The 21,176-nt window shown below is 72.8% G+C and carries 25 protein-coding genes; 18 read left to right on the top strand and 7 right to left on the bottom strand.

Translation table 11 applies throughout. The features are described from left to right. Positions 1–49 precede the first annotated feature (49 nt). The 5 genes from FXF68_RS34220 (at position 50) to FXF68_RS44825 (ending at position 3,394) form a co-directional block, all read left to right on the top strand. Complete coding sequence (locus FXF68_RS34220) at positions 50–1,057, top strand: SRPBCC family protein (RefSeq protein ID WP_148766690.1); 1,008 nt, start codon at positions 50–52, stop codon at positions 1,055–1,057. An 8-nt stretch (positions 1,058–1,065) separates the two neighbouring features. After that, positions 1,066–2,364 carry a TrbL/VirB6 family protein gene (locus tag FXF68_RS42750; protein ID WP_187438246.1) on the top strand — a complete coding sequence of 433 codons (1,299 nt, stop codon included), beginning with the start codon at positions 1,066–1,068 and terminating at the stop codon, positions 2,362–2,364. Then, on the top strand, positions 2,354–2,656 hold the full coding sequence (locus FXF68_RS34210; RefSeq protein ID WP_148766688.1) for a hypothetical protein: 303 nt from the start codon (positions 2,354–2,356) through the stop codon (positions 2,654–2,656). Before FXF68_RS42750 ends, FXF68_RS34210 begins: the two co-directional genes overlap by 11 nt. A 19-nt stretch (positions 2,657–2,675) precedes the next feature. Further along, positions 2,676–2,801 carry a hypothetical protein gene (locus FXF68_RS44560; RefSeq protein WP_281292244.1) on the top strand — a complete coding sequence of 42 codons (126 nt, stop codon included), beginning with the start codon at positions 2,676–2,678 and terminating at the stop codon, positions 2,799–2,801. 335 nt (positions 2,802–3,136) lie between these two features. Further along, on the top strand, positions 3,137–3,394 hold the full coding sequence (locus FXF68_RS44825) for an FAD-linked oxidase C-terminal domain-containing protein (protein WP_425458634.1): 258 nt from the start codon (positions 3,137–3,139) through the stop codon (positions 3,392–3,394). Here FXF68_RS44825 and FXF68_RS34200 read toward each other — a convergent pair. Then, on the bottom strand, positions 3,351–5,150 hold the full coding sequence (locus tag FXF68_RS34200) for a thiamine pyrophosphate-requiring protein (RefSeq protein WP_148766686.1): 1,800 nt from the start codon (positions 5,148–5,150) through the stop codon (positions 3,351–3,353). The genes FXF68_RS44825 and FXF68_RS34200 overlap by 44 nt on opposite strands. Positions 5,151–5,327: 177 nt before the next feature. On the opposite strand from FXF68_RS34200, the gene FXF68_RS34195 reads away from it, so the two are divergent. Next, the gene (locus tag FXF68_RS34195) at positions 5,328–6,749 is read left to right on the top strand and encodes a pyridoxal phosphate-dependent decarboxylase family protein (RefSeq protein ID WP_148766684.1); all 1,422 of its coding nucleotides are present in this window, start codon (positions 5,328–5,330) and stop codon (positions 6,747–6,749) included. Here the strand turns inward: FXF68_RS34195 and FXF68_RS34190 are convergent. Then, positions 6,734–7,522 (bottom strand): AraC family transcriptional regulator, encoded by a 789-nt coding sequence (locus FXF68_RS34190; RefSeq protein WP_148766682.1) that lies wholly within the window; start codon positions 7,520–7,522, stop codon positions 6,734–6,736. The genes FXF68_RS34195 and FXF68_RS34190 overlap by 16 nt on opposite strands. 161 nt (positions 7,523–7,683) lie before the next feature. On the opposite strand from FXF68_RS34190, the gene FXF68_RS34185 reads away from it, so the two are divergent. Then, positions 7,684–8,205: a DoxX family membrane protein gene (locus FXF68_RS34185; protein ID WP_187438245.1), complete on the top strand. Its 522-nt coding sequence runs from the start codon at positions 7,684–7,686 to the stop codon at positions 8,203–8,205. 82 nt (positions 8,206–8,287) lie between these two features. On the opposite strand, the gene FXF68_RS34180 is transcribed toward FXF68_RS34185, so the two are convergent. Next, positions 8,288–9,124, bottom strand: a complete 837-nt coding sequence (locus FXF68_RS34180) for an oxidoreductase (RefSeq protein ID WP_148766678.1) — start codon at positions 9,122–9,124, stop codon at positions 8,288–8,290. 115 nt (positions 9,125–9,239) lie between these two features. On the opposite strand from FXF68_RS34180, the gene FXF68_RS34175 reads away from it, so the two are divergent. Then, positions 9,240–10,136 carry a LysR family transcriptional regulator gene (locus FXF68_RS34175; protein ID WP_246179101.1) on the top strand — a complete coding sequence of 299 codons (897 nt, stop codon included), beginning with the start codon at positions 9,240–9,242 and terminating at the stop codon, positions 10,134–10,136. A 73-nt stretch (positions 10,137–10,209) separates the two neighbouring features. After that, the gene (locus FXF68_RS34170) at positions 10,210–10,419 is read left to right on the top strand and encodes a hypothetical protein (RefSeq protein WP_148766674.1); all 210 of its coding nucleotides are present in this window, start codon (positions 10,210–10,212) and stop codon (positions 10,417–10,419) included. Between the two features lie 25 nt (positions 10,420–10,444). Here FXF68_RS34170 and map read toward each other — a convergent pair whose 3' ends face one another. Beyond that, on the bottom strand, positions 10,445–11,215 hold the full coding sequence (gene map, locus FXF68_RS34165) for a type I methionyl aminopeptidase (protein WP_148766672.1): 771 nt from the start codon (positions 11,213–11,215) through the stop codon (positions 10,445–10,447). Between the two features lie 88 nt (positions 11,216–11,303). On the opposite strand from map, the gene FXF68_RS34160 reads away from it, so the two are divergent. The 3 genes from FXF68_RS34160 (at position 11,304) to FXF68_RS34150 (ending at position 12,923) form a co-directional block, all read left to right on the top strand. Further along, positions 11,304–11,573: a helix-turn-helix transcriptional regulator gene (locus FXF68_RS34160; RefSeq protein ID WP_148766670.1), complete on the top strand. Its 270-nt coding sequence runs from the start codon at positions 11,304–11,306 to the stop codon at positions 11,571–11,573. Between the two features lie 38 nt (positions 11,574–11,611). Continuing rightward, positions 11,612–12,208, top strand: coding sequence for a P-loop NTPase family protein (locus FXF68_RS34155; RefSeq protein ID WP_222870214.1), 597 nt, complete (start codon positions 11,612–11,614; stop codon positions 12,206–12,208). A gap of 154 nt (positions 12,209–12,362) precedes the next feature. Further along, complete coding sequence (locus tag FXF68_RS34150) at positions 12,363–12,923, top strand: class IV adenylate cyclase (RefSeq protein WP_148766668.1); 561 nt, start codon at positions 12,363–12,365, stop codon at positions 12,921–12,923. Positions 12,924–12,930: 7 nt separating this feature from the next. Here FXF68_RS34150 and FXF68_RS34145 read toward each other — a convergent pair whose 3' ends face one another. Continuing rightward, positions 12,931–14,232, bottom strand: a complete 1,302-nt coding sequence (locus FXF68_RS34145) for an alpha/beta fold hydrolase (RefSeq protein WP_187438244.1) — start codon at positions 14,230–14,232, stop codon at positions 12,931–12,933. Between the two features lie 133 nt (positions 14,233–14,365). Here FXF68_RS34145 and FXF68_RS34140 point away from each other — a divergent pair, with 133 nt between their 5' ends. Both FXF68_RS34140 and FXF68_RS34135 read left to right on the top strand, forming a co-directional pair. Beyond that, complete coding sequence (locus FXF68_RS34140; protein WP_148766664.1) at positions 14,366–15,493, top strand: sensor histidine kinase; 1,128 nt, start codon at positions 14,366–14,368, stop codon at positions 15,491–15,493. After that, complete coding sequence (locus FXF68_RS34135; protein ID WP_148766662.1) at positions 15,490–16,152, top strand: response regulator; 663 nt, start codon at positions 15,490–15,492, stop codon at positions 16,150–16,152. The genes FXF68_RS34140 and FXF68_RS34135 overlap by 4 nt, the downstream gene beginning before the upstream one ends. A 10-nt stretch (positions 16,153–16,162) precedes the next feature. On the opposite strand, the gene FXF68_RS34130 is transcribed toward FXF68_RS34135, so the two are convergent. Further along, a complete protein-coding gene (locus FXF68_RS34130; RefSeq protein ID WP_148766660.1) occupies positions 16,163–17,230 on the bottom strand; it encodes a maleylacetate reductase in 1,068 nt (355 codons plus the stop codon). 2 nt (positions 17,231–17,232) lie between these two features. After that, positions 17,233–18,081 carry an NAD(P)-binding domain-containing protein gene (locus tag FXF68_RS42740; protein WP_187438243.1) on the bottom strand — a complete coding sequence of 283 codons (849 nt, stop codon included), beginning with the start codon at positions 18,079–18,081 and terminating at the stop codon, positions 17,233–17,235. A gap of 52 nt (positions 18,082–18,133) precedes the next feature. Here FXF68_RS42740 and FXF68_RS34120 point away from each other — a divergent pair, with 52 nt between their 5' ends. The 4 genes from FXF68_RS34120 to FXF68_RS34105 are packed head-to-tail and all read left to right on the top strand — an operon-like array spanning position 18,134 to position 21,170. Continuing rightward, entirely contained in the window at positions 18,134–18,487 is a 354-nt protein-coding gene (locus FXF68_RS34120) for a MerR family transcriptional regulator (protein WP_148766659.1), read from the top strand. 24 nt (positions 18,488–18,511) lie between these two features. After that, on the top strand, positions 18,512–19,312 hold the full coding sequence (gene ppk2, locus FXF68_RS34115) for a polyphosphate kinase 2 (RefSeq protein ID WP_148766657.1): 801 nt from the start codon (positions 18,512–18,514) through the stop codon (positions 19,310–19,312). A gap of 47 nt (positions 19,313–19,359) precedes the next feature. Next, positions 19,360–20,502, top strand: a complete 1,143-nt coding sequence (locus FXF68_RS34110; protein ID WP_246179094.1) for a sensor histidine kinase — start codon at positions 19,360–19,362, stop codon at positions 20,500–20,502. Then, a complete protein-coding gene (locus tag FXF68_RS34105; RefSeq protein WP_148766653.1) occupies positions 20,499–21,170 on the top strand; it encodes a response regulator in 672 nt (223 codons plus the stop codon). The genes FXF68_RS34110 and FXF68_RS34105 overlap by 4 nt, the downstream gene beginning before the upstream one ends. Positions 21,171–21,176 lie beyond the last annotated feature (6 nt).

Genomic DNA, 21,176 nt, shown 5'->3' with positions numbered 1-21,176 from the left:
CGTCGGCTATGCCGTTCAAGAGGGACGTCGATGAAGCGAAGTGGTGACCATGGCAGAGACAGGCACCAAGGACCGCGCGAGCGAGCAGGCCGCGCAGACCGCCCAGAACGCGCTGGACGTTCCGGTCCAGCAGCTGAAGGACGCGGGCCGGGAGGTCGTCAAGGCGCTGATGGTGCAGACGCTGGAGAAGGCCACCGGCAGGATCGAGGGCCTGGCCCACCGTCTGAACGACGCCGCGGACGGCGCGGGCGCCGGCACGAAGGCGGCGGCCGCCGGAGCGGAGGCGCTCGCCCAGGGCAAGTCCCCGCTCAAGGCGGGCGTCGGAGCAGGCATGGCCGGAGTGAAGGAGAAGGCGAAACAGGTCATCGGGGCCGGAGGCGGCGACGGGGACGGTGGCGGCGGCGACAAGACGAAGGTCACCACCATCATCGAGCAGTTCGACGTCGGGCTGCCGAAGCGCGTCGCCTATGACCAGTGGACTCAGTTCACCGACTACCCGAGCTTCACGAAGAAGGTCGAGAGCGTCGAGCAGGAGTCGGACGAGAAGCTCAACTGGCGGGCGCAGATCTTCCTGTCCCACCGCACCTGGGAGTCGACGATCATCGAGCAGGTCCCGGACGAGCGGATCGCCTGGAAGTCCAAGGCCCCGCACGGCTACGTCGACGGCACGGTGACCTTCCACGAGCTGGCGCCGACCCTGACGCGGATCCTGCTGGTCGCCGAATACCACCCGGACGGCTTCTTCGAGAAGACCGCGAACCTCTGGCGCGCCCAGGGACGCCGACTCCGCGCGGACTTCAAGCACATCAAACGCCACATGATGACGCAGACCGTCCTGCAGCAGGACGAGGTCGAGGGCTGGCGCGGCGAGATCCGCGACGGCGAGGTCGTCAAGTCGCACGAGGACGCGCTCAAGGAAGAGAAGGGCGAACAGGAAGGCGACAAGGAAGACGAGAAGGAAGAGGGCGGCGAGGAAGCGACGGACGAAAAGGAAGAGAAGAAGGAAGAGAAGGACGAGACGCAGGAGCAGGACAAGCAGGAAGCCAAGTCCGAGTAGGGGAGACGATGGCCGACGAGCGCCGAGAGCGAGCCGAGCGGGACGAGCGCGATCAGGGAGCGGAGCGGGACGAACGTCCTGAGCGCGGTGGGTCCGGCGAGTCGGAGGGCCTCACCGGCAGGACCCTGACCCCGGAGCGCCCGCGTACCAGCGAAGGCCCGGACGTCTACCTCGACGTCCCGGAGCTGAAGGTCGAGGAGATCTCCTTCGAGCTGGAGGACCTGGAGGCGCACGTCTCGCTCGTCGCCGAGGTCCTCGACCTGCTCAAGCTGAACGTCGGCGCGGACGTCCGCCTCGGCCGGGTCAAGCTGGAGATCAAGGGGGTCGGGGCGCAGGCGCGGCTGGAGGTCCGGCTCGACAACGTGGCCGTCATCGTCGACCGCGTCCTGACCACGCTCGACCGCAACCCGGAGATCCTCCAGCACATCGGCCGGGGCGTGGAGGCGATGACGCGCGACATCGGCTCCGGCGCGGGCACGGCGGTGGGCGAGGTCGGCAAGGGCGCGAAGGGCGCCGTCGAGGACGTCGGCCGCGGCGCGGGCGGCGCCGTGGAGCACGTGGGCGAAGGCGCGGGCGGCGCGGTCCGGGACGTCGGTCGAGGCGCGGGCGGCGCGGTCGAGAGCGTCGGCGAAGGAGCGGGCGGAGCCGTCCGGGACGTCGGCCGAGGCGCAGGCGGCGCCGTGGAAAACGTCGGCGAGGGCGCGGGCGGAGCCGTCCGGGACGTCGGAAAGGGCACGGGCGGCGCCGTCGAGAACGTCGGCGAAGGCGCAGGCGAAGGCGTCCGCGACGTCGGGAAAGGCGCAGGCAGCGCCGCCGAGAACGTCGGCGAAGGCGCAGGCGAGAGCGTCCGCGACGTCGGGAAAGGGACCGGCGAAGCCGTCGAGAACGCGGGCGAGGGCGTTCGTGATGTCGGCGAAGGCGCGGGCGACGCGGCCAAGGGCGCGGGAGAAGGCGCCGGGGAGGCGGCCGGTAAAGCCGGGGAGGCGGCCGGGAAGACCGCCGAAAGCGCGACCGGAGCCACCGACGACGACAACGCCGACGAAAAAGCCGAAGACAGCGACGAGAACGGCGGCGAAGAAGGCGAAGAGAGAAAAGAGGGCGAGGAGAAGCCCTCAGCCAATGGCTCAGGTAACGGCGAGAAATCGGAAGAAGACGGCGACGACGGGCCGGAGCTCACAGATCTTCACAGCGCGCTTCACGAGACCGGGGAATCGGTACGCGACCTCGGCCGTTCCCTTCTCCGGATGCTCTCCCAGTACACCCCTTCCCACAACGAGGAGAAGGAGAAGAGCGACAGTGGCTCGTGACGGTTACCCCGGTCCGGAACAACGCGCTCAGGCGGACATCCTCTTCACGGCCCGGGTGACAGCCGACGAGCTCCGTTTCGACACGGCGCCCGAGAACTCGGTGACGTTCTCCCCCGACGCCGCCGACGCTTCCACGTCCGGAAGCGAACGCACCAATCTTCCCGACGAGGTCGAGGAGAACACCACCTACCGCGACATCGAGATCGATTACGCCATCGCGGCGAAACTGTCGTGGCCCGACGGCCATCCCCTTCTGGACACCACGCGCGATCAGGACGGGACGCCCAGTTAGTTGGTCGCGTATGCCCGCCATGCCGCAGCGCGATCTCGCGGCCCGGGTCGACGGCGAGGTCCGGTTCGACGCCGGGTCGCGAGCCGACTACGCCCACGACGCGTCCAACTACAGGCAGCCGCCGATCGGCGTGGTGGTCCCCTGAGCGTCGACGCGGCCGTCGCGGCGGTCGAGGTCTGCAGGGAGCACGACGTCCCCGGCCTCTCCCGGGGCGGCGGGCGGTCGTCGAGCCCGGCCCCTGCCTGGACGACCTGAACGCCGACCTCGCCCGCGCGCTCGTCGGCACCGAGTCGAGCGCGTGGTCGGCGAGGAGGCCCTGCGGGACATCCCCGAGGGCTCGGGCTGGCTCATGGCGCGCTTCGCGGGCGACACCCGCGAGCAGGCGGACGAGCGGGCCGACCGCCTGTTGCGGGACGTCCACCGCTCCGAGCACGACCCGAGGGTCGCCTACATCGACGACCCGGAGGCCGAGCTGCGGCTGTGGAAGGTGCGCGAGGCGGGGCTCGGCGCGACCGCGTATCCGCCGGGCGGCCGGGACACCCACGAGGGCGGGAGGACGCGGCGGTCCCGCCCGAGCGGCTCGGCGACTACCTGCGCGACTTCCGGTCCCTGCTGGACGAGTTCGACGAAGCGGCGGAGCCTGCTCCTCACCGCTCAGACCTGGCGGTCCCGCTGAGCGCTTCTCCCGGCGCGATCACTTCTTCCCGGCGCGGTGCGGGAGGAGTTCCTGCATCTTGACCTTGATGCCCTTCTTGACGACGCCGAGCCGGTCCTCGTCGCCCTTCAGCAGGGCCTCGGCGCTGTCCTTCATCTGCTCGAAGGAGGCGTGCGGCGGGATCGGCGGGACGTCCGGGTCGACGCGGACGTCCAGCAGGGTCGGCCGGTCGGCGGAGAGGGCCTCGTCCCAGGCCGTGGCGATCCGGCCGGGCTCGTCCACCCTGATGGCGTTGAGGCCGTTGCTCGCCGCGAACGCGGCGTAGTCGCACTCGGGGAGGGTCTGCGACTCGGTGAACTTCGGCGCGCCCTGCATCGCCCGCATCTCCCAGGTGACCTGGTTGAGGTCGTTGTTGTGCAGGACGGCGACGATCAGCCGGGGGTCCTCCCACTGCCGCCAGTAGTGCCTGATGGTGAGCATCTCGGCGAGGCCGTTCATCTGCATCGCGCCGTCGCCCTCGAACACGATAACGGGACGGTCCGGGTGCCCGAACTTCGCGCCGATCCCGTACGGGACGCCGGGGCCCATCGTGGCGAGCGTCCCGGACAGGGAGCCGCGCACGCCCGCGGGGAAGCTCAGGTTGCGGGCGTACCAGTTGGCGGCCGAGCCCGAGTCTGCGACGACGATCGCGTCCTCCGGCAGCCGCCGCGACAGCTCGTGGAACAGCCGCATCGGGTTGATCGGGTCGGCGTCGACCATGGCCTCGTCGGCCACCGTCTCCCGCCAGCTCCGCACGTTCGACTCGAGCGTCTCCCGCCACTCACGGTCGCTCTTGCGCTCCAGCAGCGGCACCAGGGCGCGCAGCGTGGAGGCGGCGTCGCCGACCAGGTTGACCTCGTACGGGTACCGCATGCCGATCAGCTTGGGATCGATGTCGATCTGCACGGCCCGAGCCTGGTCCAGGTCAGGCATGAACTGGGTGTAGGGGAAGCTGGACCCGACCGTGAGCAGGGTGTCGCAGTCGTTCATCAGCTCGTAGCTCGGACGGGTGCCGAGCAACCCGATCGAGCCCGTGACGTAGGGCAGCTCGTCCGGCAGGACGTCCTTGCCGAGCAGCGCCTTCGCGACGCCCGCGCCGAGCAGGTCCGCGACCTCCCGCAGTTCGGCCGCCGCGCCCCTGGCGCCCGCCCCCGCGAGGATGGCGACCTTCCGTCCGGCGTTCAGGACGTCGGCGGCGCGCCGGAGAGCCTCCGCGTCGGCGCTGACGGACGGCAGCGCGACCCCGAGGCTGGACGGGACCATCTTGAAGGCGTGCTTGGGCGGGCTGTACTCCAGCTCCTGCACGTCGGCGGGGATGATCAGGGCCGTCGGCGCCCGCTCGGCCGTCGCGACGCGGATCGCCCGGTCCAGCACGTTCGGCAGTTGCTCCGGGACGGTGACCATCTGGAGGTACTCGCTGGCCACGTCCTTGTAGAGCGACATGAGGTCGATCTCCTGCTGGTAGGAGCCGCCCATCGCGCTGCGGTTGGTCTGTCCGACGATCGCGACCACGGGCACGTGGTCGAGCTTGGCGTCGTACAGCCCGTTCAGCAGGTGGATGGCCCCGGGGCCCGACGTCGCGGCGCACACTCCGACCCGTCCGGTGAACTTGGCGTAGCCCACCGCCTCGAACGCGCTCATCTCCTCATGCCGCGCCTGGACGAACTGCGGCTTGTTGCCCGCACGGCCCCAGGCGGCGAGAAGTCCGTTGATCCCGTCGCCCGGGTATCCGAACACCTTCTCGACCCCCCAGTCGCGCAGGCGCGCCAGGAGGTAGTCGCCGACAGTCGTCGAAGCCATGGAACAGCTCTCCTCCCGAATGGTCGGACGTCGCGTTCCGCTTACCCAGCCCGCCGCCGCCTTACCATTCGGGCCCGGCGGGCGCCAGGGCGCCCGCCGGCGTGAGCAGATCGTTCAAGACACTTCGCGCTCCCCCTTGCGATCGTGACGGTCAGCGTCCCCCTGAAGGAGGAATCGTTGGACGTCCCTCTGCGGCTCTCTTCCGCGCACATGCGAGACCTGGGTTACCGGGCGGTGGACGAGGTGGTCGAACACCTCTCGACGCTTCGCGACCGGCCGGTCGGCGCACCGCCCGACCGCGAGGAGATCGAAGCCTTCATGGACGCGGCGCTCCCCGAGGAGCCGAGAGACGCGATCGAGGTGATGCGGGAGGCGGTCGAGCATGTGCGCGAGTTCACCGTCCAGACCGACCACCCGCGGTTCCTCGCCTACATTCCGGGCCCGAGCACCTACGTGGGCGCCGTCGCGGACTTCCTCGCGTCCGGGTTCAACGTGTTCGCCGGGCAGTGGCTCGTCGGCTCGGGCCCGGCCATCATGGAACGGATAACGATCGACTGGCTGCGCGCCATATGCGGATTCCCGTCGACCGCCGGGGGCCTTTTCGTCAGCGGCGGCACGATGGCGAACCTGATCGCGATCCATGCCGCGCGGTCGAGGTCCGGCGACCGGTCCGGGCTGATCTATCTCACGTCCCAGACGCACGGCTCGATCCGCCAGAGTCTCGGCTTCATCGGTATCGGGGAGGAGCAGATCAGGTCCGTCGGCACCGACGACCGCCTGCGGATGGACCCGGCCTCCCTGCGCGAGCAGATCGCGCGGGACCTGGCCGCGGGGCATCGGCCCTTCTGCGTCGTCGCGACCGCCGGAAGCACCAACACCGGCGCGGTCGACCCGCTCGACGACCTCGCCGACCTGTGCGCGGAGCACGGCCTGTGGCTGCACGTGGACGGCGCTTACGGGGCCGCCGCGGCCCTGTCGAAGAGCGCCGCGGACCTGCTGCACGGCCTCTCCCGCGCCGACTCGCTCGCCCTCGACCCGCACAAGTGGTGGTACCAGCCGTACGAGGCGGGCTGCGTCCTCGTCCGGGACGAGACGGCGCTCATCGACGCCTACAGCATGAACGCCGAGTACCTGCGCGAGACGCGGCACGGCACCGCGCCGCTGAACTACTACGACCTCGGCCCCCAGCTCACCCGCGGCTTCCGGGCGCTCAAGATGTGGATGACCTTCAAGACCTTCGGCCTGGACGCCTTCCGGCGGGCCGTCGAGCACGGGATCGCCCTCGCCGAGCACGCCGAGGGGCTGCTCCTCGACAGCGACCGCTGGGAGGTCGTCAGCCCGGCCCAGCTCGCGATCCTCACGTTCCGGCCCGTGCTGGCCGGCGCGACGCCGGACCAGGTCGACGCCGTCACCCGCGCGGTCGCCGCGAGCACGCTGCAGGACGGTTTCGCCCTGGTGCTGACGACGGAGATCGAGGAACGCCCCGTGCTGCGGCTGTGCATCACCCATCCCGAGACGACGGCCCACGACATCGAGGAGACGATCGCCCTTCTGGAGCGCCTCCTGGACGACGCGACCCCGCCTCAGTTCCGGCGGTAGCGGCCCGGCGTCACTCCGACGATCCGGGTGAAGTGCCGGTGCAGGTGGCTCTGGTCGGCGAACCCCGTGAGCTGCGCGATCTCGGGCAGCGGCAGGCCCGACCTGACCATCGCCCGCGCCGCGTCGATCCGCCGGGACACCAGGTATTCGTGCGGCGCCAGCCCGAGGTCCGCGTGGAAGCGCCGGACGAGGGTCGCCTGGCTCACCCGCGCCAGCGCTGCCATGTCGCTCAGCGACACGGGGACGGCGTAGTGGTCGTCCAGGTATTCGCGCAGGACGCGGACCACCGGCGAGGGGGACGACGACGCGTCCTCGTCCCGCGCGTGCGTGCCGAACAGCAGGGCGAGCGCGCCCGCGACGGGCGTCGCCGCGTCGCCGGAGCGGGACTCGCAGGCGGTCAGGAGCGCCCCGGCGCAGCCCGGATCGTCGATGACGTGCTCGGTGAAGGTCGGCGCGGCCCGTCCGCCGTGCAGGGTGGCGGCCTCGGCCCTGGTGACGGTGATGACGACGTAGTCGAGGCCCGAGGTCGGATGCGTCCAACTGCGATGGGACTCGCCCGGGTGCAGGACGGTGATCGCCCCGGAGTGCGCCTCGTGGACGGTCCCGCCGACGTCGACGAAGCCGACGCCGCCGCAGACGACCCCGAACGACCAGTCCCGGTGCGCGTGCCGCGGGAAACGGTGGTCGGCCCGGACGCTGTTCCATTCCCAGGTGAGCGCCGCCGGGCGGCCGGCGCGCCGAGGACGGGGCGATGAGGCCGAACTCCTCCGCATCCGATGATCTTAGCGGCAATCGCGCGGGGGAACCGTGCCGCTCACCCTCGATCCGGACGCGCTCACCGCGAAAACAGTTCCACTGGTCCGGTTGCGGCGGCGCGGAACTAATAGGAAACTTACCTATTGAATGGCTCCCACCCCCGCCCCAAGGAACCCCCATGTCCCTTGACACACGCCTGCGTCCCCCGCCGTCGATCTCCTCCGCGCACCCGGCCCGCTACGCGCTCGCGGTCGGACGGCTCCTCCTCGGCTGGCTCTTCCTCTGGGCCTTCCTCGACAAGCTGTTCGGGCTCGGCAAGCCCACCCAGGACGGCTGGCTGTCCGGCGCCTCACCGTCCAAGGGCTTCCTGAGCCACGCCGACGGACCGTTCAAGGAGATGCTCCACTCCATGGCCGGGCAGGTCTGGGTCGACTCCCTCTTCATGTTCGGGCTCGCGGGCCTCGGCGTCGCTCTCTTCCTCGGCGTCTGCCTCCGCATCGCCGCCGCCGGTGGAACGATCCTGCTGTTCATGCTCTGGGCCGCGTCCCTGTGGCCGGAGACCAACCCCTTCATGGACGAGCACTGGATTTACGCCGCCCTGCTGATCTCGGTCGCGTTCGCCGACGCCGGTACGACGCTCGGTTTCGGACGGACCTGGGCGCGCCTGCCGATCGTCCGCCGCTTCTCCATCCTGCGCTGACGAAAGGGCGTAGGAGCGTCCCAAAACCGGCTCGCCCCGCGTTTCGGCCGGGCGAGCCGGTCATTTTCGGAAATGGCGGCACTCAGTCGAGATCCGTGGAGCGGCTGAGTTTCTCCCAGCGCGCCAGATCGGCCCGCAGCAGTTCGTGATGGGCGGCGATGTGGTCGACCGCGTCGTTCCCGAGCGCCAGCCGCAGCGGCGGGTCGGGGCTGTCCAGGACCTTGACGATGGCCTGGGCCGCCTTGCGCGGGTCGCCGGGCTGGGCGCCGTCCATGCCGTCGACCGCCGCGCGGGTCGGGCCGGTCGAGGCGGCGTACTCCTCGATGACCCGCGACCGGTGCATCCGCCCGCCGCCGAACTCGGTGCGGAAGGCCCCGGGCTCCACGATCAGCACCCGGACGCCGAACGGCGCGACCTCGTCCGCGAGCGCCTCCGACAGCCCTTCGAGCGCGAACTTCGCCGCGCAGTACGCGCCGAAGCCCGGCATGCTCAGCTGCCCGCCCATCGAGCTGATCTGCACGATCGCCCCGCCGCGTCGGGCGCGCATGTGCGGCAGGACGGCCTTGGTCACCGCGACGGCGCCGAAGAACATGACCTCCATCAGCGCCCGCAGGTCGGCCATGTCCAGTTCCTCGACGGCGCCGACACTGCCGTGGCCCGCGTTGTTGACCACGACGTCCAGCCGTCCGAACTCGGCGATGGTCCGCTCGACGGCGGCGGTCACCTGGTCTTCCCGCGTGACGTCCAGCGGCGCGGTCCGCACGCGCGCCCCGCCCGCCTCGGCGAGGTCGGCGAGGCTCTCCGGACGCCGGGCGGTCGCCATCACCCGGTCCCCCGCCGCGAGCGCCGCCAGCGCCAGCTCCCGCCCGAACCCCGCCGAGCAACCGGTGATCAACCACACCCGGCCAGTTTCCGTCATCGTCGTTCGCACCCCTGATCCCGGTTCGTTCCCGTGTCCTCCTCACCCTGGCGCGGGCGGCCCCGGCTCGGCCAACACACGCTCCCTCCGGCGGTTACAGTCGGGTCCTGTGAGCATGGAGCTGCGTCAACTGCGCTACTTCGTCGCCGTCGCGGAGCACCTCGGCTTCGGCCGGGCCGCGAAGCACCTCCACCTCGCCCAGCAGTCGCTGTCGCAGCAGATCGGCGCGCTCGAACGCGACCTCGGCGTGCGGCTGTTCGACCGCGACACGCGCGGCACCCGCCTCACGGACGCGGGCCGCGTGTTCCTGCCCGAGGCCCGCGCCGTCCTCGCCCGCGCCGACGCCGCGGCGGCCGTCGCGCGGCGCGCGGGACGCGGCGAGATCGGCCGCCTCGACCTGGCGTTCCTCACGTCCACCGCGAACTACATGCTGCCGCCCGTCGTCAAGGCGCTGCGGGAGCGGTTCCCCGGCCTCGAACTCACCACGCACAACGTGCCGATCGACGAGCTGGTCGCCGGGCTGCGGGACGGCCGGTTCGACGCGGGGTTCACCCGCCCGCCGCTCGTCCCCGACCTCGCCACGCGCGTGCTCACCACGGAACCGGTCTGCGCCGTCCTGCCCACCGGGCACCCCCTGGCCGGACGCGCCGAACTCCGCCTCGCCGACCTGGCCGACGAGGACTGGGTCCTCTCACCGCGCGGGTCGTGGCCGCCCTGGCACGACAAGTACGACAGGGACTTCGCCGCCGCCGGGTTCACGCCCCGCGTCGTCCAGCGGGCGGACGGGGCGGCGAACCTGCTCGGGCTCGTCGCCGCGGGCGTCGGCGTGACCCGGCTCGCCCGCTCCGCGAACAGCATCCGGCGCGGCGGGGTGGTGTTCGTCCCCTTGGCCGGGGACCGGGCGGACACCGTCGTCGCCTGGCCGCCCGACCGCGACGGGCCGGCGCGCCGCAACCTGCTCGACGTCGCCGCCGACCTCGCCGCGACCGGCGACCTCACCCGCTGGGGCTGACGCCGCCGGGCCCTGTAACCCTCGCGCATACCTACCCGTGGACGGCCGGAACGCCGAACACGGGAGGATTCCGATGCGCGTAGTCGAAGGCACGATGGCGGCCCTGGAACACCAGTCGCGAGGGAGCCGGGCGCTGTTGGCGGCGGCGGCCCTGCTGGCCGCGCTGCTGGCCGCGTTCCTCGGGTTCGGCGCGGCGGCCGCCTTCTCGGGCGGCCACGCCACCGGGCGCCACACGACCATTCTCGCCGGGGACGGCACCGCCATGGGTGTCGGCAGGACCTGACACCCCCGCGAGAGCCCCCGGTCGATCAGCGGGTGCGGCGGGTGAGCACCAGGGGGCCGTCCTCGGTGACGGCCACCGTGTGCTCGGAGTGCGCCGTGCGCGAGCCGTCGGCCGACCGGATCGTCCAGCCATCGGGGTCGTAGACGATCCGGTCGGTCGTCCGGGCGAACCAGGGTTCGAGCGCGAGGGTGAGGCCGGGCCGGAGTTTCAGGCCGCGCCCCGCCTTGCCCTTGTTCGACACGTGCGGGGCCTCGTGCATGGTGCGGCCGAGCCCGTGCCCGCCGAACTCGTCGTTGACCGGATAGCCGTAGTCGCGGGCGACCGCCCAGATCGCCGCCGAGATGTCGCCCACGCGGTTGCCGGGCCGGGCCGCCTCGATCGCCGCCTCCAGCGCCTCCTCGGTGGCGCGGATGAGCCGCAGGTCCTCCTCGGCGGCGGTCCCGACGACGACCGTGCACGCCGAGTCGGCCACCCAGCCGTCGATGCCGACCGCGATGTCCGCGCTGAGGACGTCCCCGTCCCGCAGGACGTAGTCGTGGGGCAGTCCGTGCAGGACGGCGTCGTTGACCGACAGGCAGATGACGTTGCGGAACGGGCCGTTGCCGAAGGACGGCGCGTAGTCCCAGTAGCAGGACTCGGCGCCGCGCCGCTTGAGCATGGCACGGGCGTGGTGCTCCAGGTCGAGGAGGTTGACGCCGACCGCGGCGAGCCCGGAGACCTCGGTGAGCACCTCGGCCACGAAACGCCCGGCCACGTGCATGCGCTCGATCTCCGCGGGCGTCTTCAGTTCGATCACGAATACCTCATGTACGTGCGGTGCCGGTATTTCTATACCGGCACTCTAACGCTTGACGGTATAGAAATACCAGTCCTACCCTGGGCGCATGGTCCGGCAACCGCTCACGCCCGAACAGATCGAGGCCGGCAGGCGACTCGGCTCCCTGCTGCGCGACGCGCGGGCCGGCCGCGACCTCGCGGAGGTCGCGCGGGCGGCCGGGATCTCGCCGGAGACGCTGCGCAAGATCGAGACCGGTCGGCTGCCGTCCCCGGGGTTCGGCACGATCGTCCGCCTCGGCGAGGCGCTCGGACTGCCGGTGCAGGAGCTCGCGGCCGCCTGGCGCGGCGGCGGGCTGCCGCTGGAAGCGGCGTCCTGACCGCCGGCGCCGCGGCGCTGCGGGCACGGCTGCGGCACGTGCGCTGGATCGGCGGCGGCAGCGGCGCGGGAAAGTCGACCGTCGCGCGGCGCGTCGCGTCCCGGCATTCGCTGCGCGTGTACTCGACCGACGACGCGATGCCCGACCACGCCGCCCGCAGCACGCCGGACGACGCTCCTTATCTGAGCGCTTTCAAGGCCATGAGCATGGACGAACGGTGGGTGAACCGTTCTCCCGAGACGATGCTCGACACCTTTCACTGGTTCCGGGGCGAGGGTTTCGGCCTGATCGTCGAAGACCTGCTGCGCCTTCCGGCGGACACCGGCGTGGTCGTCGAGGGTTTCCGGCTGCTGCCGCGCCTCGTCGAGCCGCTGCTCGCCGATCCCGGTCACGCGGTCTGGCTCCTCCCGACGCCCGAATTCCGCCTGGCCGCGTTCGACGGACGCGGCTGGGACATGCCGAACAAGACCGGCGACCCCGTACGGGCTCGGCGCAACCTCCTCGAACGCGACCGGATGTTCACCGATCTCCTCTCCGCGGAGGCGAGACGGCTAGGACTGGCCGTCATCGAGATCGACACCGCGATGGACGAGGACGAGTCGGCCGAGCGTGTGACGCGGGCGCTCGGCCTCTGAGCCGGGTGACATCCGAGCCGGGTGACATCTGAGCCGGGGTGACACCGTCCTCACCATCGGCCGACCCGGCGCCGCGCGGCGGCCCGCTCGACAAGGCTGGGAAACGCCCGGCGCGTCCCCCTCGCGCCGGCCGTCCGGCACCGGGAGGCCCCTGATGGAATACGTCGAGATCGAGCACAAATACCTGGTCGACGACCCGGCGCCGCTGCGGGCCGTCCTCGCCGGGCGCGGCGGCGAACCGGGGCCCGCCGTCCGGCAGGTCGACACCTATTACAACGCCCCGCACCGCGACCTCCTCGAAAGGCCCGTCGTCACCGAATGGCTGCGCATCCGCCGGACGGACGGCGGCGCGTCCCTCAACTTCAAGAAGTGGCACCTGGACGACGACGGCCTTGCCACCCACTGCGACGAGTACGAGAGCGACGTCACCGACGCCGAAGCGGTCCGCCGCACTCTGCGGGCCTTGGACTTCACCCAGATGGTCAGAGTCGACAAGGTGCGCGAGGAATGGACGCTCCCCGGCGGCCGGATCGTGGTCGCCTTCGACACCCTCGCGAGCCTCGGCAGTTTCGTCGAGTTCGAGTTCAAGGGCGACGCCGAGACCGTCCCCGCCGCGATCGAGGAACTGACCGCGTTCGTCGGCGAACTCGGCGTCCCGCTCGGCGAGCGGATTCACCGGGGCTACCCGCACATGCTGCTCGGCCGCGACCGATGAAACCGCCTCAGCGCTGGGACGGCGGGGCGGTCTGAGCCGTGTACGGGGCCAGGGGAAGCGGACGCCCGGTCAGGAACGCCGTGACGGTCGAGCGGTAAAGGGCGGGCTGTTCGGCCTCGATGACGTGCCCGGCGTCCGGCACCTGAACGAGTCTCGCGCCCGGGATCACGTCGCGGTATTCGCGGGCGATCTCCCATCTCTTGTATTCGCATTCCCCGCGCAGGATCAGCGTCGGCACCGCGACCCGGCGCAGGGCCGGACGGGGGTCGGGCGCCTCCAGCATGTCGTCGGAGATCATCTGGTTGGAGTAGAACCCCGACCGCGACGCCGCCTCGTGCAGCGGACGCCCGGGATGGCACGTCGCCGCCGACCCGACCGACGACAGCAGCTCGTCGAACAGCGGGTCCAGCTCCGCGTCGGGCAGCAGCGCGTGCGCCGATCGCGGGTTGACCGCCATGAGCAGCGACCAGGCGACGAGCTGCGGACGGTTCTCCAGGCCGTCCATCCGCCGCCGCTGGGCCGGGGTCAGCCGGTCCCAGATCTCCCCCTCGCCCGACTTCTCCCACTCCGGCGCCCACAGCGCGCCGGGAGAGGTGAGGACGACGCGGGCCGCCCGGTCGGGGTGCGCGGCGAGGTAGGCGGCGGCGAGCGTGGCGCCCCACGAGCTGCCCGCCAGGACGAGCCGGTCCGCGCCGATCCGCAGCCGGATCGCCTCCAGGTCGGCGACCTGCCGGGCGACCGTGTAGCCGGCGGGATCGGCCAGCCGCTGCGAGCGCCCGGATCCGAGCTGGTCGTAGGTGTAGACGTCGAAGCCGGTCGCGGCGAGGGCGCGGTCGAGGTCGTCCGGCCCGGCGCCCGGGGTGCCGGGGCCGCCGTGCAGCCGGACGACCGGGTCCGCCCGGCGCTGCCCGCGCGCCCGGGTGAACGTGTACGCGATGCGCGAGCCGGTGGAGAGCCCCCAGTAGCGGGTGTCCTGCGGCGGAAGGGCGGTGGCGCGGACGCCGATCGGCCGGAAGACCAGCAGATGGCCCGCGACCGCCACGAGCGCGGTCATGCCCGCGGCGACGAGGATCGCGACCGGGACGCGGCGGCGGGCGCGGGCGAGGCGTCCGCCCAGGTACGCGACACCACCGCAGACCGACGCGGCGGCGGCCAAGGCGGTCGCCGCGCAGGCGGGCAGGGGCGCGTCGGCCGCCGCGGCCAGGAGGAACGCGACGACGGCGGCGGGCGGGGCGAGCAGCGTGCCGACCAGGATCAGCGCACCGCCGCCGATCCGGCGCGCGTACAGGGACACAGGTGTCGAAGTCATGCCGCGACGGTAGGAACGGCCGCCGCGCGAGGTCGTCCCTCCGGAAGGAGGCGATCGGTCCCCCCGGAGGGGTACGGATCGTCCTCCGGCCGGACGATTCACCAGATCGGGGGCGTTCCGTACGCTGACCGCCATGGACCTTCGACGGTGGGGCCCGGACCGGTCCGCCGGACGCCGGTGGCACTGGGTCGCGCTGGACGTCCTCGTCGCCTACGTCTCGGCGGTCATCACGATCGGGGACTCCGACGTCACCGCCTCGCCGCTGCACGGCCCGGTCGCCGTGCGGATCGCGGCCGTGGTGTGGTTCGCGGCGATCGCCGGGCGCCGGTTCGCCCCGGCGACGGCGCTGTGGGCGTCGGCGGCGGCGACCGTCGCGACGGTCCTCGCCGGGCATCCGCTCACCAACCTGTCGGCGGCGTCCGCGCTGGCGCTGACGATGGTCGCGCAGACCCGGCCCCGGCCGGACGCCGCGCGGCTCGCCGCCGTCCCGGTCGCGGCGGCGCTCGCCGCGCTCGCCGCCGCGGGCACCGAGGCGCTCGTGCTCGGCGCGGCCCTGCACGGCGGCGCGCTGCTCGCCGGGGACGGCGCCCGGTCGCGCTTCGAGGCCGCCGCCGCGCTGCGGGCGCACGAGGCCGAGCGCGCCGCCGCGCTGCGGCTCCGCGCGCTCGCCGACGAGCGCGCCCGGATGGCCCGCGAGCTGCACGACGCCGTCGGGCACGCCGTCACGGTCATGGTCACGCACGCCGGGGCGGCCCGGCTGTCCCTCGGCGACGAGCGCGCGGACGTGCGCCGCTCGCTCGGCGGCATCGAGGACGTCGGCCGCGCCGCCCTCGGCGACCTCGACCGCGTCCTCGGCCTGCTGGACGACGCCCCTCCCCCGGACCTGCCCGCCGCGCTGCGTGGCCTGGTCGCCGGGCTCCCGCCCGGCCTCCGCGCCGACCTGGCCGTGGACGGCGACCTCCCGCCGGTCGCGGAGCCCGTCGCGCGGGCGGTGCACCGGATCGTCCAGGAGTCGCTGACCAACGTCGTCCGGCACGCGTCCGCCGGGACGGTCCGTATCTCGGTGGCCCGCGCCGGCGGCGGCCTGCGGGTCACCGTGACCGACGACGGCACCGCCGCGCCCGGCCCGCCGGGACGCGGGATCGCCGGGATGCGCGAGCGCGCCGCCGGGCTCGGCGGGACGTGCGCGGCGGGCCCCGCCCCGGACGGCGGCTGGCGCGTCGAGGCCCGCGTCCCCCTCACCGCGCGGGCCGCCGCGTGATCCGCGTCCTCCTCGCCGACGACGAGGAGCTGATGCGCGCGGGCCTGCGCGTGATGCTCCGGACGCAGCCGGACATCACCGTCGTCGCGGAGGCGGCGGACGGCGCGCAGGCCGTCCGGAGCACCGCCGCGCTCGCGCCCGACGTGGTGCTGATGGACGTCCGGATGCCCGTCCTGGACGGCGTCGCCGCCACCGCCGAGATCACCGCGCGGCATCCGGCGTCCCGGGTGCTGGTACTGACGACGTTCGAGCTGGACGAGTACGTCTTCGCCGCCGTCCGGGCCGGGGCGGCCGGGTTCCTGCTCAAGCGGTCCCCGCCGGAGACGCTGATCGAGGGCGTCCGGACGATCGCCTCCGGCGAGGGCCTGCTCGGACCGTCGGTGACCCGGCGGTTGCTCGCCGAGTTCGCCCGCACCTCCCCCGCCCCGCCGGACGCGGCGGCGCGCAGCCGCCTGGACCGGCTGACCGACCGCGAGTACGAGGTCCTGCTGCTGATCGCGCGGGGGTTGTCCAACGCCGAGATCTCCGCGCGCCTGCACATCGGGGAGGCGACGACCAAGACGCACGTGAAGCGCGTCCTGGCCAAGCTCGACCTGCGCGACCGGATCCAGGCGGTCGTGTTCGCCTTCGACAACGCCCTCGTCCACCCGCGCGGCTGAGCGGCAACCTTCAGCCCCGCGGGGGCTCTCCGCTCCAGGCGGCGCGGAGCAGGCGCGTCACGCCGTCGCGGGTCACTGCCGCGGGATTCACGAAGTCGGCGCCGACGACCTGTTCGCAGATCGGGTCGATGTCACTCTCGGACATGCCGAGCGACCGCAGCGAACGCGGCGCGCCGAGGGAGCCCGCGAGGTCCCAGAGGCGCCGGGCGGGGTCGTCCGCGTCCAGCGCCCGCGCGAGCGCCTCGACCGCCCCGGTCGCAGACGCCGCGTTGTAGGCGAGCGCATGCGGCAGCACCACGGTGTGGGTCTCGGCGTGCGGGAGGTCGAGCGTCCCGCCGAGGGCGTGGCACAGCTTGTGGTGCAGGCCCATGGTCGTCACGCCGAGGACCGCGCCGCACAGCCACGCCGCGTAGAGCGCCGCCGCGCGGGCGTCGCGGTCGCCGCCGTCCGCGCGGACGGCCGGGAGCGCCCCGGTCATCGCGCGCACGCCCTCCCCCGCCATCAGCGAGACGACCGGCGACCGGTCGGGCGCGTACAGCGCCTCGACCGCGTGCGCCACCGCGTTGAACCCGCTGGTCACCGACACGGCGGCGGGCAGGGCGAGGGTGAGGTCCGGGTCGTACAGGACGGCGGCGGGCAGCACCCGCATGTCCTTCCCGGTCCGCTTGCGCCCGTTCTCGGTGAGGCCCCAGGTCGGGGTCATCTCCGAGCCCGAGTACGTCGTCGGGACGGCGACCACCGGCAACCCGTGTTCGAGCGCGATGGCCTTCCCGAGCCCGACGGCCGACCCGCCGCCCACCGCCACGCAGCCGTCCGCGCCCAGCTCGGCGGCGCGGTCGCGGGCGCGCCGCGCCACCTCCACCGGGACGTGCATGCGCGCCTCGGCCAGCACCCCCGCCGACCGCTCGCCCAGCGCGTCCGACACGGACTCCCCCAGTTCGCCCCGCCGGGGCGAGCACAGCACGAGCACACGCCGCAGCCCCAGCCGGGCGACCTCCTCGGGCAGGGCCGCGACGACGCCGGCCCCGAACCGAACCCGCATTGGAAGCGCGTCGTAGGAGAAGGAGGTCTGGAGCATGGTCACCCTTCCTGATCGGGCCCGACGCCCTTCACCCGGCCCACAGTACGGGCCCCATAATTCATCCCGTGGAGCCGGACGAGGAGAAGGAATGGCATGCCGAGGCCGACCGCACCTTCAGCACCCTCCTGGCCCAGGCCGAGACCCAGCCGCCGGACTCGGATCCGCACCTCGCGGACGAGCTGAAGAACGAGGCGGCCGACTGGCTCGTAGGACTCGCCCTGAGATGCGACGACCGGGGGTACGTCGAGCGATGGTGCCTGCGAATCGGCAATGGCCTCCCGCCCGGACATCCTCTGCTCGGGCTCTCGGCGTTGTGCGTCGGGCATCTGTCGCGGCGCTTCGGCGTCGTGAGCGACGAGGCGCGCGCCCTCGTCGAAGAACTGGCGGCGCGGTGTGAACGCGACCCATCGGACGTCGATGGGAACGCGCTCAGCGGTCTTGAGGACGTCCACTCCTACGCACCACGGCGGCCATGACTCGCGGGCCGGGCTCAGGGGCGGGTGGGGGCGGCGAGGCGGGTGAACGCCTCTGAACCGTGGCCGGCTTCGATCGCTTGTTGTACGGCCGTTCGGGCCGCCGTGGACGACGCCGATCATCGACGTCCAGAAGACGTCGAGCATGGTGGCGTCGAAGCCGGCGGCGCGGCCGGGGTCCGCGCCGACGTGCGCGAGGTTCCCGCCCAGCGCGGCGAGCGTCGGACGGTGCGTCCGGTAGACGTCGTCCGGGCCGCTAAAGAGCAGGGTCGCGTCCGGGCCGCCGTGCCAGGCGGTGGTGGGGTGGACGGCGGCGAACGCGGTGGCGAGCGGACGGCCCATGGGGCCGAGGCCCAGGACGGTCACGGGTGTCATGGCCGTTAAGCTGAACCTTCACGTTGATGTCAGAGTCAACCTGGGAGCCGGGATGCGGATCGGCGAACTCGCGCGGCGGACGGGCGTCAGCGAACGCGCGCTCCGCTACTACGAAGAGCAGGGCCTGCTGCGCCCCGAACGGCGGCCGAGCGGCTACCGCGTGTACGGCGAGGCCGACGTGGCGGCGGTGCGGCGGATCAGGGTCCTGCTCGCGGCGGGGCTGAACACCGCGCAGATCAACCAGGTGCTGCCCTGCGTCGTCGTCGACGACGGCCTGCTGGTGCCCGACTGCCCCGAGCTGGTCGACGAGCTGGTGAAGCACCGCGACCGCATCGGCGCGGCGATCGAGGAACTGGCGGCGACCCAGGCCAACCTGGACACCATCATCGCCGGCCGGAGGCACTGACGCCGTGAACCGTGAGGACGTCCCATGAGCAAGGTGAAGCGGCTGCCGCGGAAGGTGTACGAGCCGGAGCTGGCGCGGCTCCAGGCGGAGCTGGTGAAGTTGCAGGAGTGGGTGCGCAAGGAGGGCGCCCGCGTCGTCGTGGTCTTCGAGGGACGCGACGCCGCCGGAAAAGGCAGCACCATCAAACGGGTCACCGAATACCTCAATCCGCGCGTCGCCCGGATCGCGGCGCTGCCCGTGCCGTCTGACCGCGAGCGCACGCAGTGGTATTTCCAGCGGTATGTGGAGCACCTTCCGGCGGCCGGGGAGATCGTCCTTTTCGACCGTTCCTGGTACAACCGGGCGGGCGTCGAGCGTGTCATGGGTTTCTGCACCCAGCAGGAATACACGCGCTTCCTCCACCAGTGCCCGATCTTCGAGCGGCTGCTGGTCGAGGACGGCATCCTGCTGCGCAAGTACTGGTTCTCGGTGAGCGACGACGAGCAGGAGCGCCGTTTCCGCAGCCGTCTCGACGACCCCATGCGGCGATGGAAGCTGTCCCCGATGGATTTGGAGTCCATCACCCGCTGGGAGGACTATTCACGCGCCAAGGACGAGATGTTCGTCCACACCGACATTCCCGAGGCGCCCTGGTACGTCGTCGAAAGCGAGGACAAAAGGCGGGCGCGGATCAACATGATCGCCCATCTGCTGTCGACCATTCCCTACCACGCGGTGGAGCCCAAGCCGTTGGAGCTGCCCGAGCGTCCGCCCGCGAAGGGCTACGAGCGGCCGCCGCGCGACATGCAGACCTACGTCCCCGACCATTCCGCGGCCTTGGAATGACCCGCCGAGGGCGGGACGGGAGCCGCCGCCGCTCGTACGATGAGCCCGTGTCGTCCCTTCTGCGTTCCGTGCGCGAGGAGCCCCGTCCCCCCGGCCCGCCGCCGCGCGGGTGGCGGGACTGGGCGCTGGTCGCGGCGCTCGCCCCGGCCGCCGTCCTGGAGGGCGCGCTGCGCCCTGACCTCCCCTGGCGGACGGCGTCGGTCGTCCTCACCGTCGCGCTGCTGCCCACCCTCCTCTGGCGGCGGACGAACCCGCTGCTCATGGTCGCGATCGCGTTCGGCGGCTGCGGCCTCGCGGGACTGCTGACGACCGGCGAGGCGCCGGCCCTGAACGCGATGGCGTTCGTGCTGTTCCTCGCCTACGCGCTGGTCCGCTGGGGATCGGGACGGGAGGCCGTCGCGGGCGCGGCGATCGCCTACGCCAAGGTCGTCCTGTCCGTCGTGTTCGACGGCATGGCCGGCGCGGACGCCTTCGGCGCGTTCGCGATCCTGTCCGCGGCGATGGCGGCGGGCGGGGCGCTGCGGTACCGGGCGCGGGCGCGGCAGCGCGAGCTGGAGCAGGCGAAGCTACTCGAACGCGAGCGGCTCGCCCGCGACCTGCACGACACCGTCGCCCACCACGTGTCGGCGATCGCGATCCGCGCGCAGGCGGGCCTCGCGACCGCCGCCGCCGACCCGGACGCCGCGACCGACGCGCTCCGCGTGATCGAGACCGAGGCGTCGCGGACGCTCACCGAGATGCGGGCGATCGTCCGCGTCCTGCGCGCCGACGGCCCGCCCGAGGCGGCCGGGCAGCGCGTCGGGGACGTCGCCGCGCTGGCGAGCGCGGCCGAGTCGGGTCCGGCCGTGGAGGTGCGGATGTCCGGCGACCTCGGCGAGGTGCCGCCGCCGGTCGCGGCCGTGGTGTACCGGCTCGCGCAGGAGTCGGTGACGAACGCGCGGCGGCACGCCCGCCGCGCCACCCGCATCGAGGTCAGCGTCGCGGCCGACGACACGGCCGTCCGGCTGCGGGTCCGCGACGACGGCGAGCCCGCCGAGCCGCGCCCGGCGGACGAGGCGGACGCGGGCTACGGGCTCGCCGGGATGCGCGAGCGCGCGGGCCTGCTCGGCGGCACCTGCGAGGCGGGCCCGGACCCCGAGCGCGGGTGGACGGTCACGGCCGTCCTGCCGCGCGCCGGGTGGGCGCGGTGACCATCCGGGTCGTCCTCGCCGACGACCAGGAGATCGTCCGCACCGGGCTGCGGATGCTGCTCAACGCGCAGCCGGACATCGAGGTCGCCGCCGAGGCGGCCGACGGGCGGCGGGCCGTCGAGCTCGCGCGGCGGCTGCGGCCCGACGTGTGCCTGTTCGACATCCGCATGCCCGTCCTGGACGGCATCGAGGCGACCCGCGCGCTCGCCGGGCCGTCCGTCCGGGACCCGCTCGCCGTCGTCGTCATCACGACGTTCGACCTGGACGACTACGTGTACGCCGCGCTCAAGGCGGGCGCGCGGGGCTTCCTGCTGAAGGACGCGGGGTCGGCGCTGCTGTCCCAGGCCGTGCACGCGGCGGCGGGCGGCGACGCGCTCATCGCGCCGAGCGTCACCGCGCGGCTGCTGGACGCCTTCGCCGCGACCGGCCCGCCCGCCGGTCCGCCCGTCCAGCCCGTCGACGCGCTGACGGACCGCGAGGAGGAGATCGTCCTCGCCGTCGCCCGGGGCCGGACGAACAACGAGATAGCCCGCGAGCTGCACATCACTCTGAGCACCGTGAAGACCCACATCACCAGCCTGATGGGGAAGGTCGGCGCCCGGAACCGCGTCGAGATCGCGATCTGGGCGTACGAGACGGGCCGCGTGCGGAACGGCCCCGGCGCCTGAGCGCCC

This window comes from Actinomadura decatromicini (assembly GCF_008121305.1).
Classification (GTDB): domain Bacteria; phylum Actinomycetota; class Actinomycetes; order Streptosporangiales; family Streptosporangiaceae; genus Spirillospora; species Spirillospora syzygii.
Note: the sequence above shows the minus strand (reverse complement) of the source record. Positions and strands in the feature narration are given on the sequence as shown.

What these genes read in the sequence shown, in the direction of transcription:
- FXF68_RS34220 (WP_148766690.1), top strand. Translation starts at nt 50, where the DNA reads ATGGCAGAGACAGGCACCAAGGACCGCGCGAGCGAGCAGGCCGCGCAG.
- FXF68_RS42750 (WP_187438246.1), top strand. Translation starts at nt 1,066, where the DNA reads ATGGCCGACGAGCGCCGAGAGCGAGCCGAGCGGGACGAGCGCGATCAG.
- FXF68_RS44560 (WP_281292244.1), top strand. Translation starts at nt 2,676, where the DNA reads ATGCCGCAGCGCGATCTCGCGGCCCGGGTCGACGGCGAGGTCCGGTTC.
- FXF68_RS34200 (WP_148766686.1), bottom strand. Translation starts at nt 5,150, where the DNA reads ATGGCTTCGACGACTGTCGGCGACTACCTCCTGGCGCGCCTGCGCGAC.
- FXF68_RS34190 (WP_148766682.1), bottom strand. Translation starts at nt 7,522, where the DNA reads ATGCGGAGGAGTTCGGCCTCATCGCCCCGTCCTCGGCGCGCCGGCCGC.
- FXF68_RS34185 (WP_187438245.1), top strand. Translation starts at nt 7,684, where the DNA reads ATGTCCCTTGACACACGCCTGCGTCCCCCGCCGTCGATCTCCTCCGCG.
- FXF68_RS34180 (WP_148766678.1), bottom strand. Translation starts at nt 9,124, where the DNA reads ATGACGGAAACTGGCCGGGTGTGGTTGATCACCGGTTGCTCGGCGGGG.
- FXF68_RS34175 (WP_246179101.1), top strand. Translation starts at nt 9,240, where the DNA reads ATGGAGCTGCGTCAACTGCGCTACTTCGTCGCCGTCGCGGAGCACCTC.
- FXF68_RS34170 (WP_148766674.1), top strand. Translation starts at nt 10,210, where the DNA reads ATGCGCGTAGTCGAAGGCACGATGGCGGCCCTGGAACACCAGTCGCGA.
- FXF68_RS34160 (WP_148766670.1), top strand. Translation starts at nt 11,304, where the DNA reads ATGGTCCGGCAACCGCTCACGCCCGAACAGATCGAGGCCGGCAGGCGA.
- FXF68_RS34150 (WP_148766668.1), top strand. Translation starts at nt 12,363, where the DNA reads ATGGAATACGTCGAGATCGAGCACAAATACCTGGTCGACGACCCGGCG.
- FXF68_RS34145 (WP_187438244.1), bottom strand. Translation starts at nt 14,232, where the DNA reads ATGACTTCGACACCTGTGTCCCTGTACGCGCGCCGGATCGGCGGCGGT.
- FXF68_RS34140 (WP_148766664.1), top strand. Translation starts at nt 14,366, where the DNA reads ATGGACCTTCGACGGTGGGGCCCGGACCGGTCCGCCGGACGCCGGTGG.
- FXF68_RS34130 (WP_148766660.1), bottom strand. Translation starts at nt 17,230, where the DNA reads ATGCTCCAGACCTCCTTCTCCTACGACGCGCTTCCAATGCGGGTTCGG.
- FXF68_RS42740 (WP_187438243.1), bottom strand. Translation starts at nt 18,081, where the DNA reads ATGACACCCGTGACCGTCCTGGGCCTCGGCCCCATGGGCCGTCCGCTC.
- FXF68_RS34120 (WP_148766659.1), top strand. Translation starts at nt 18,134, where the DNA reads ATGCGGATCGGCGAACTCGCGCGGCGGACGGGCGTCAGCGAACGCGCG.
- ppk2 (WP_148766657.1), top strand. Translation starts at nt 18,512, where the DNA reads ATGAGCAAGGTGAAGCGGCTGCCGCGGAAGGTGTACGAGCCGGAGCTG.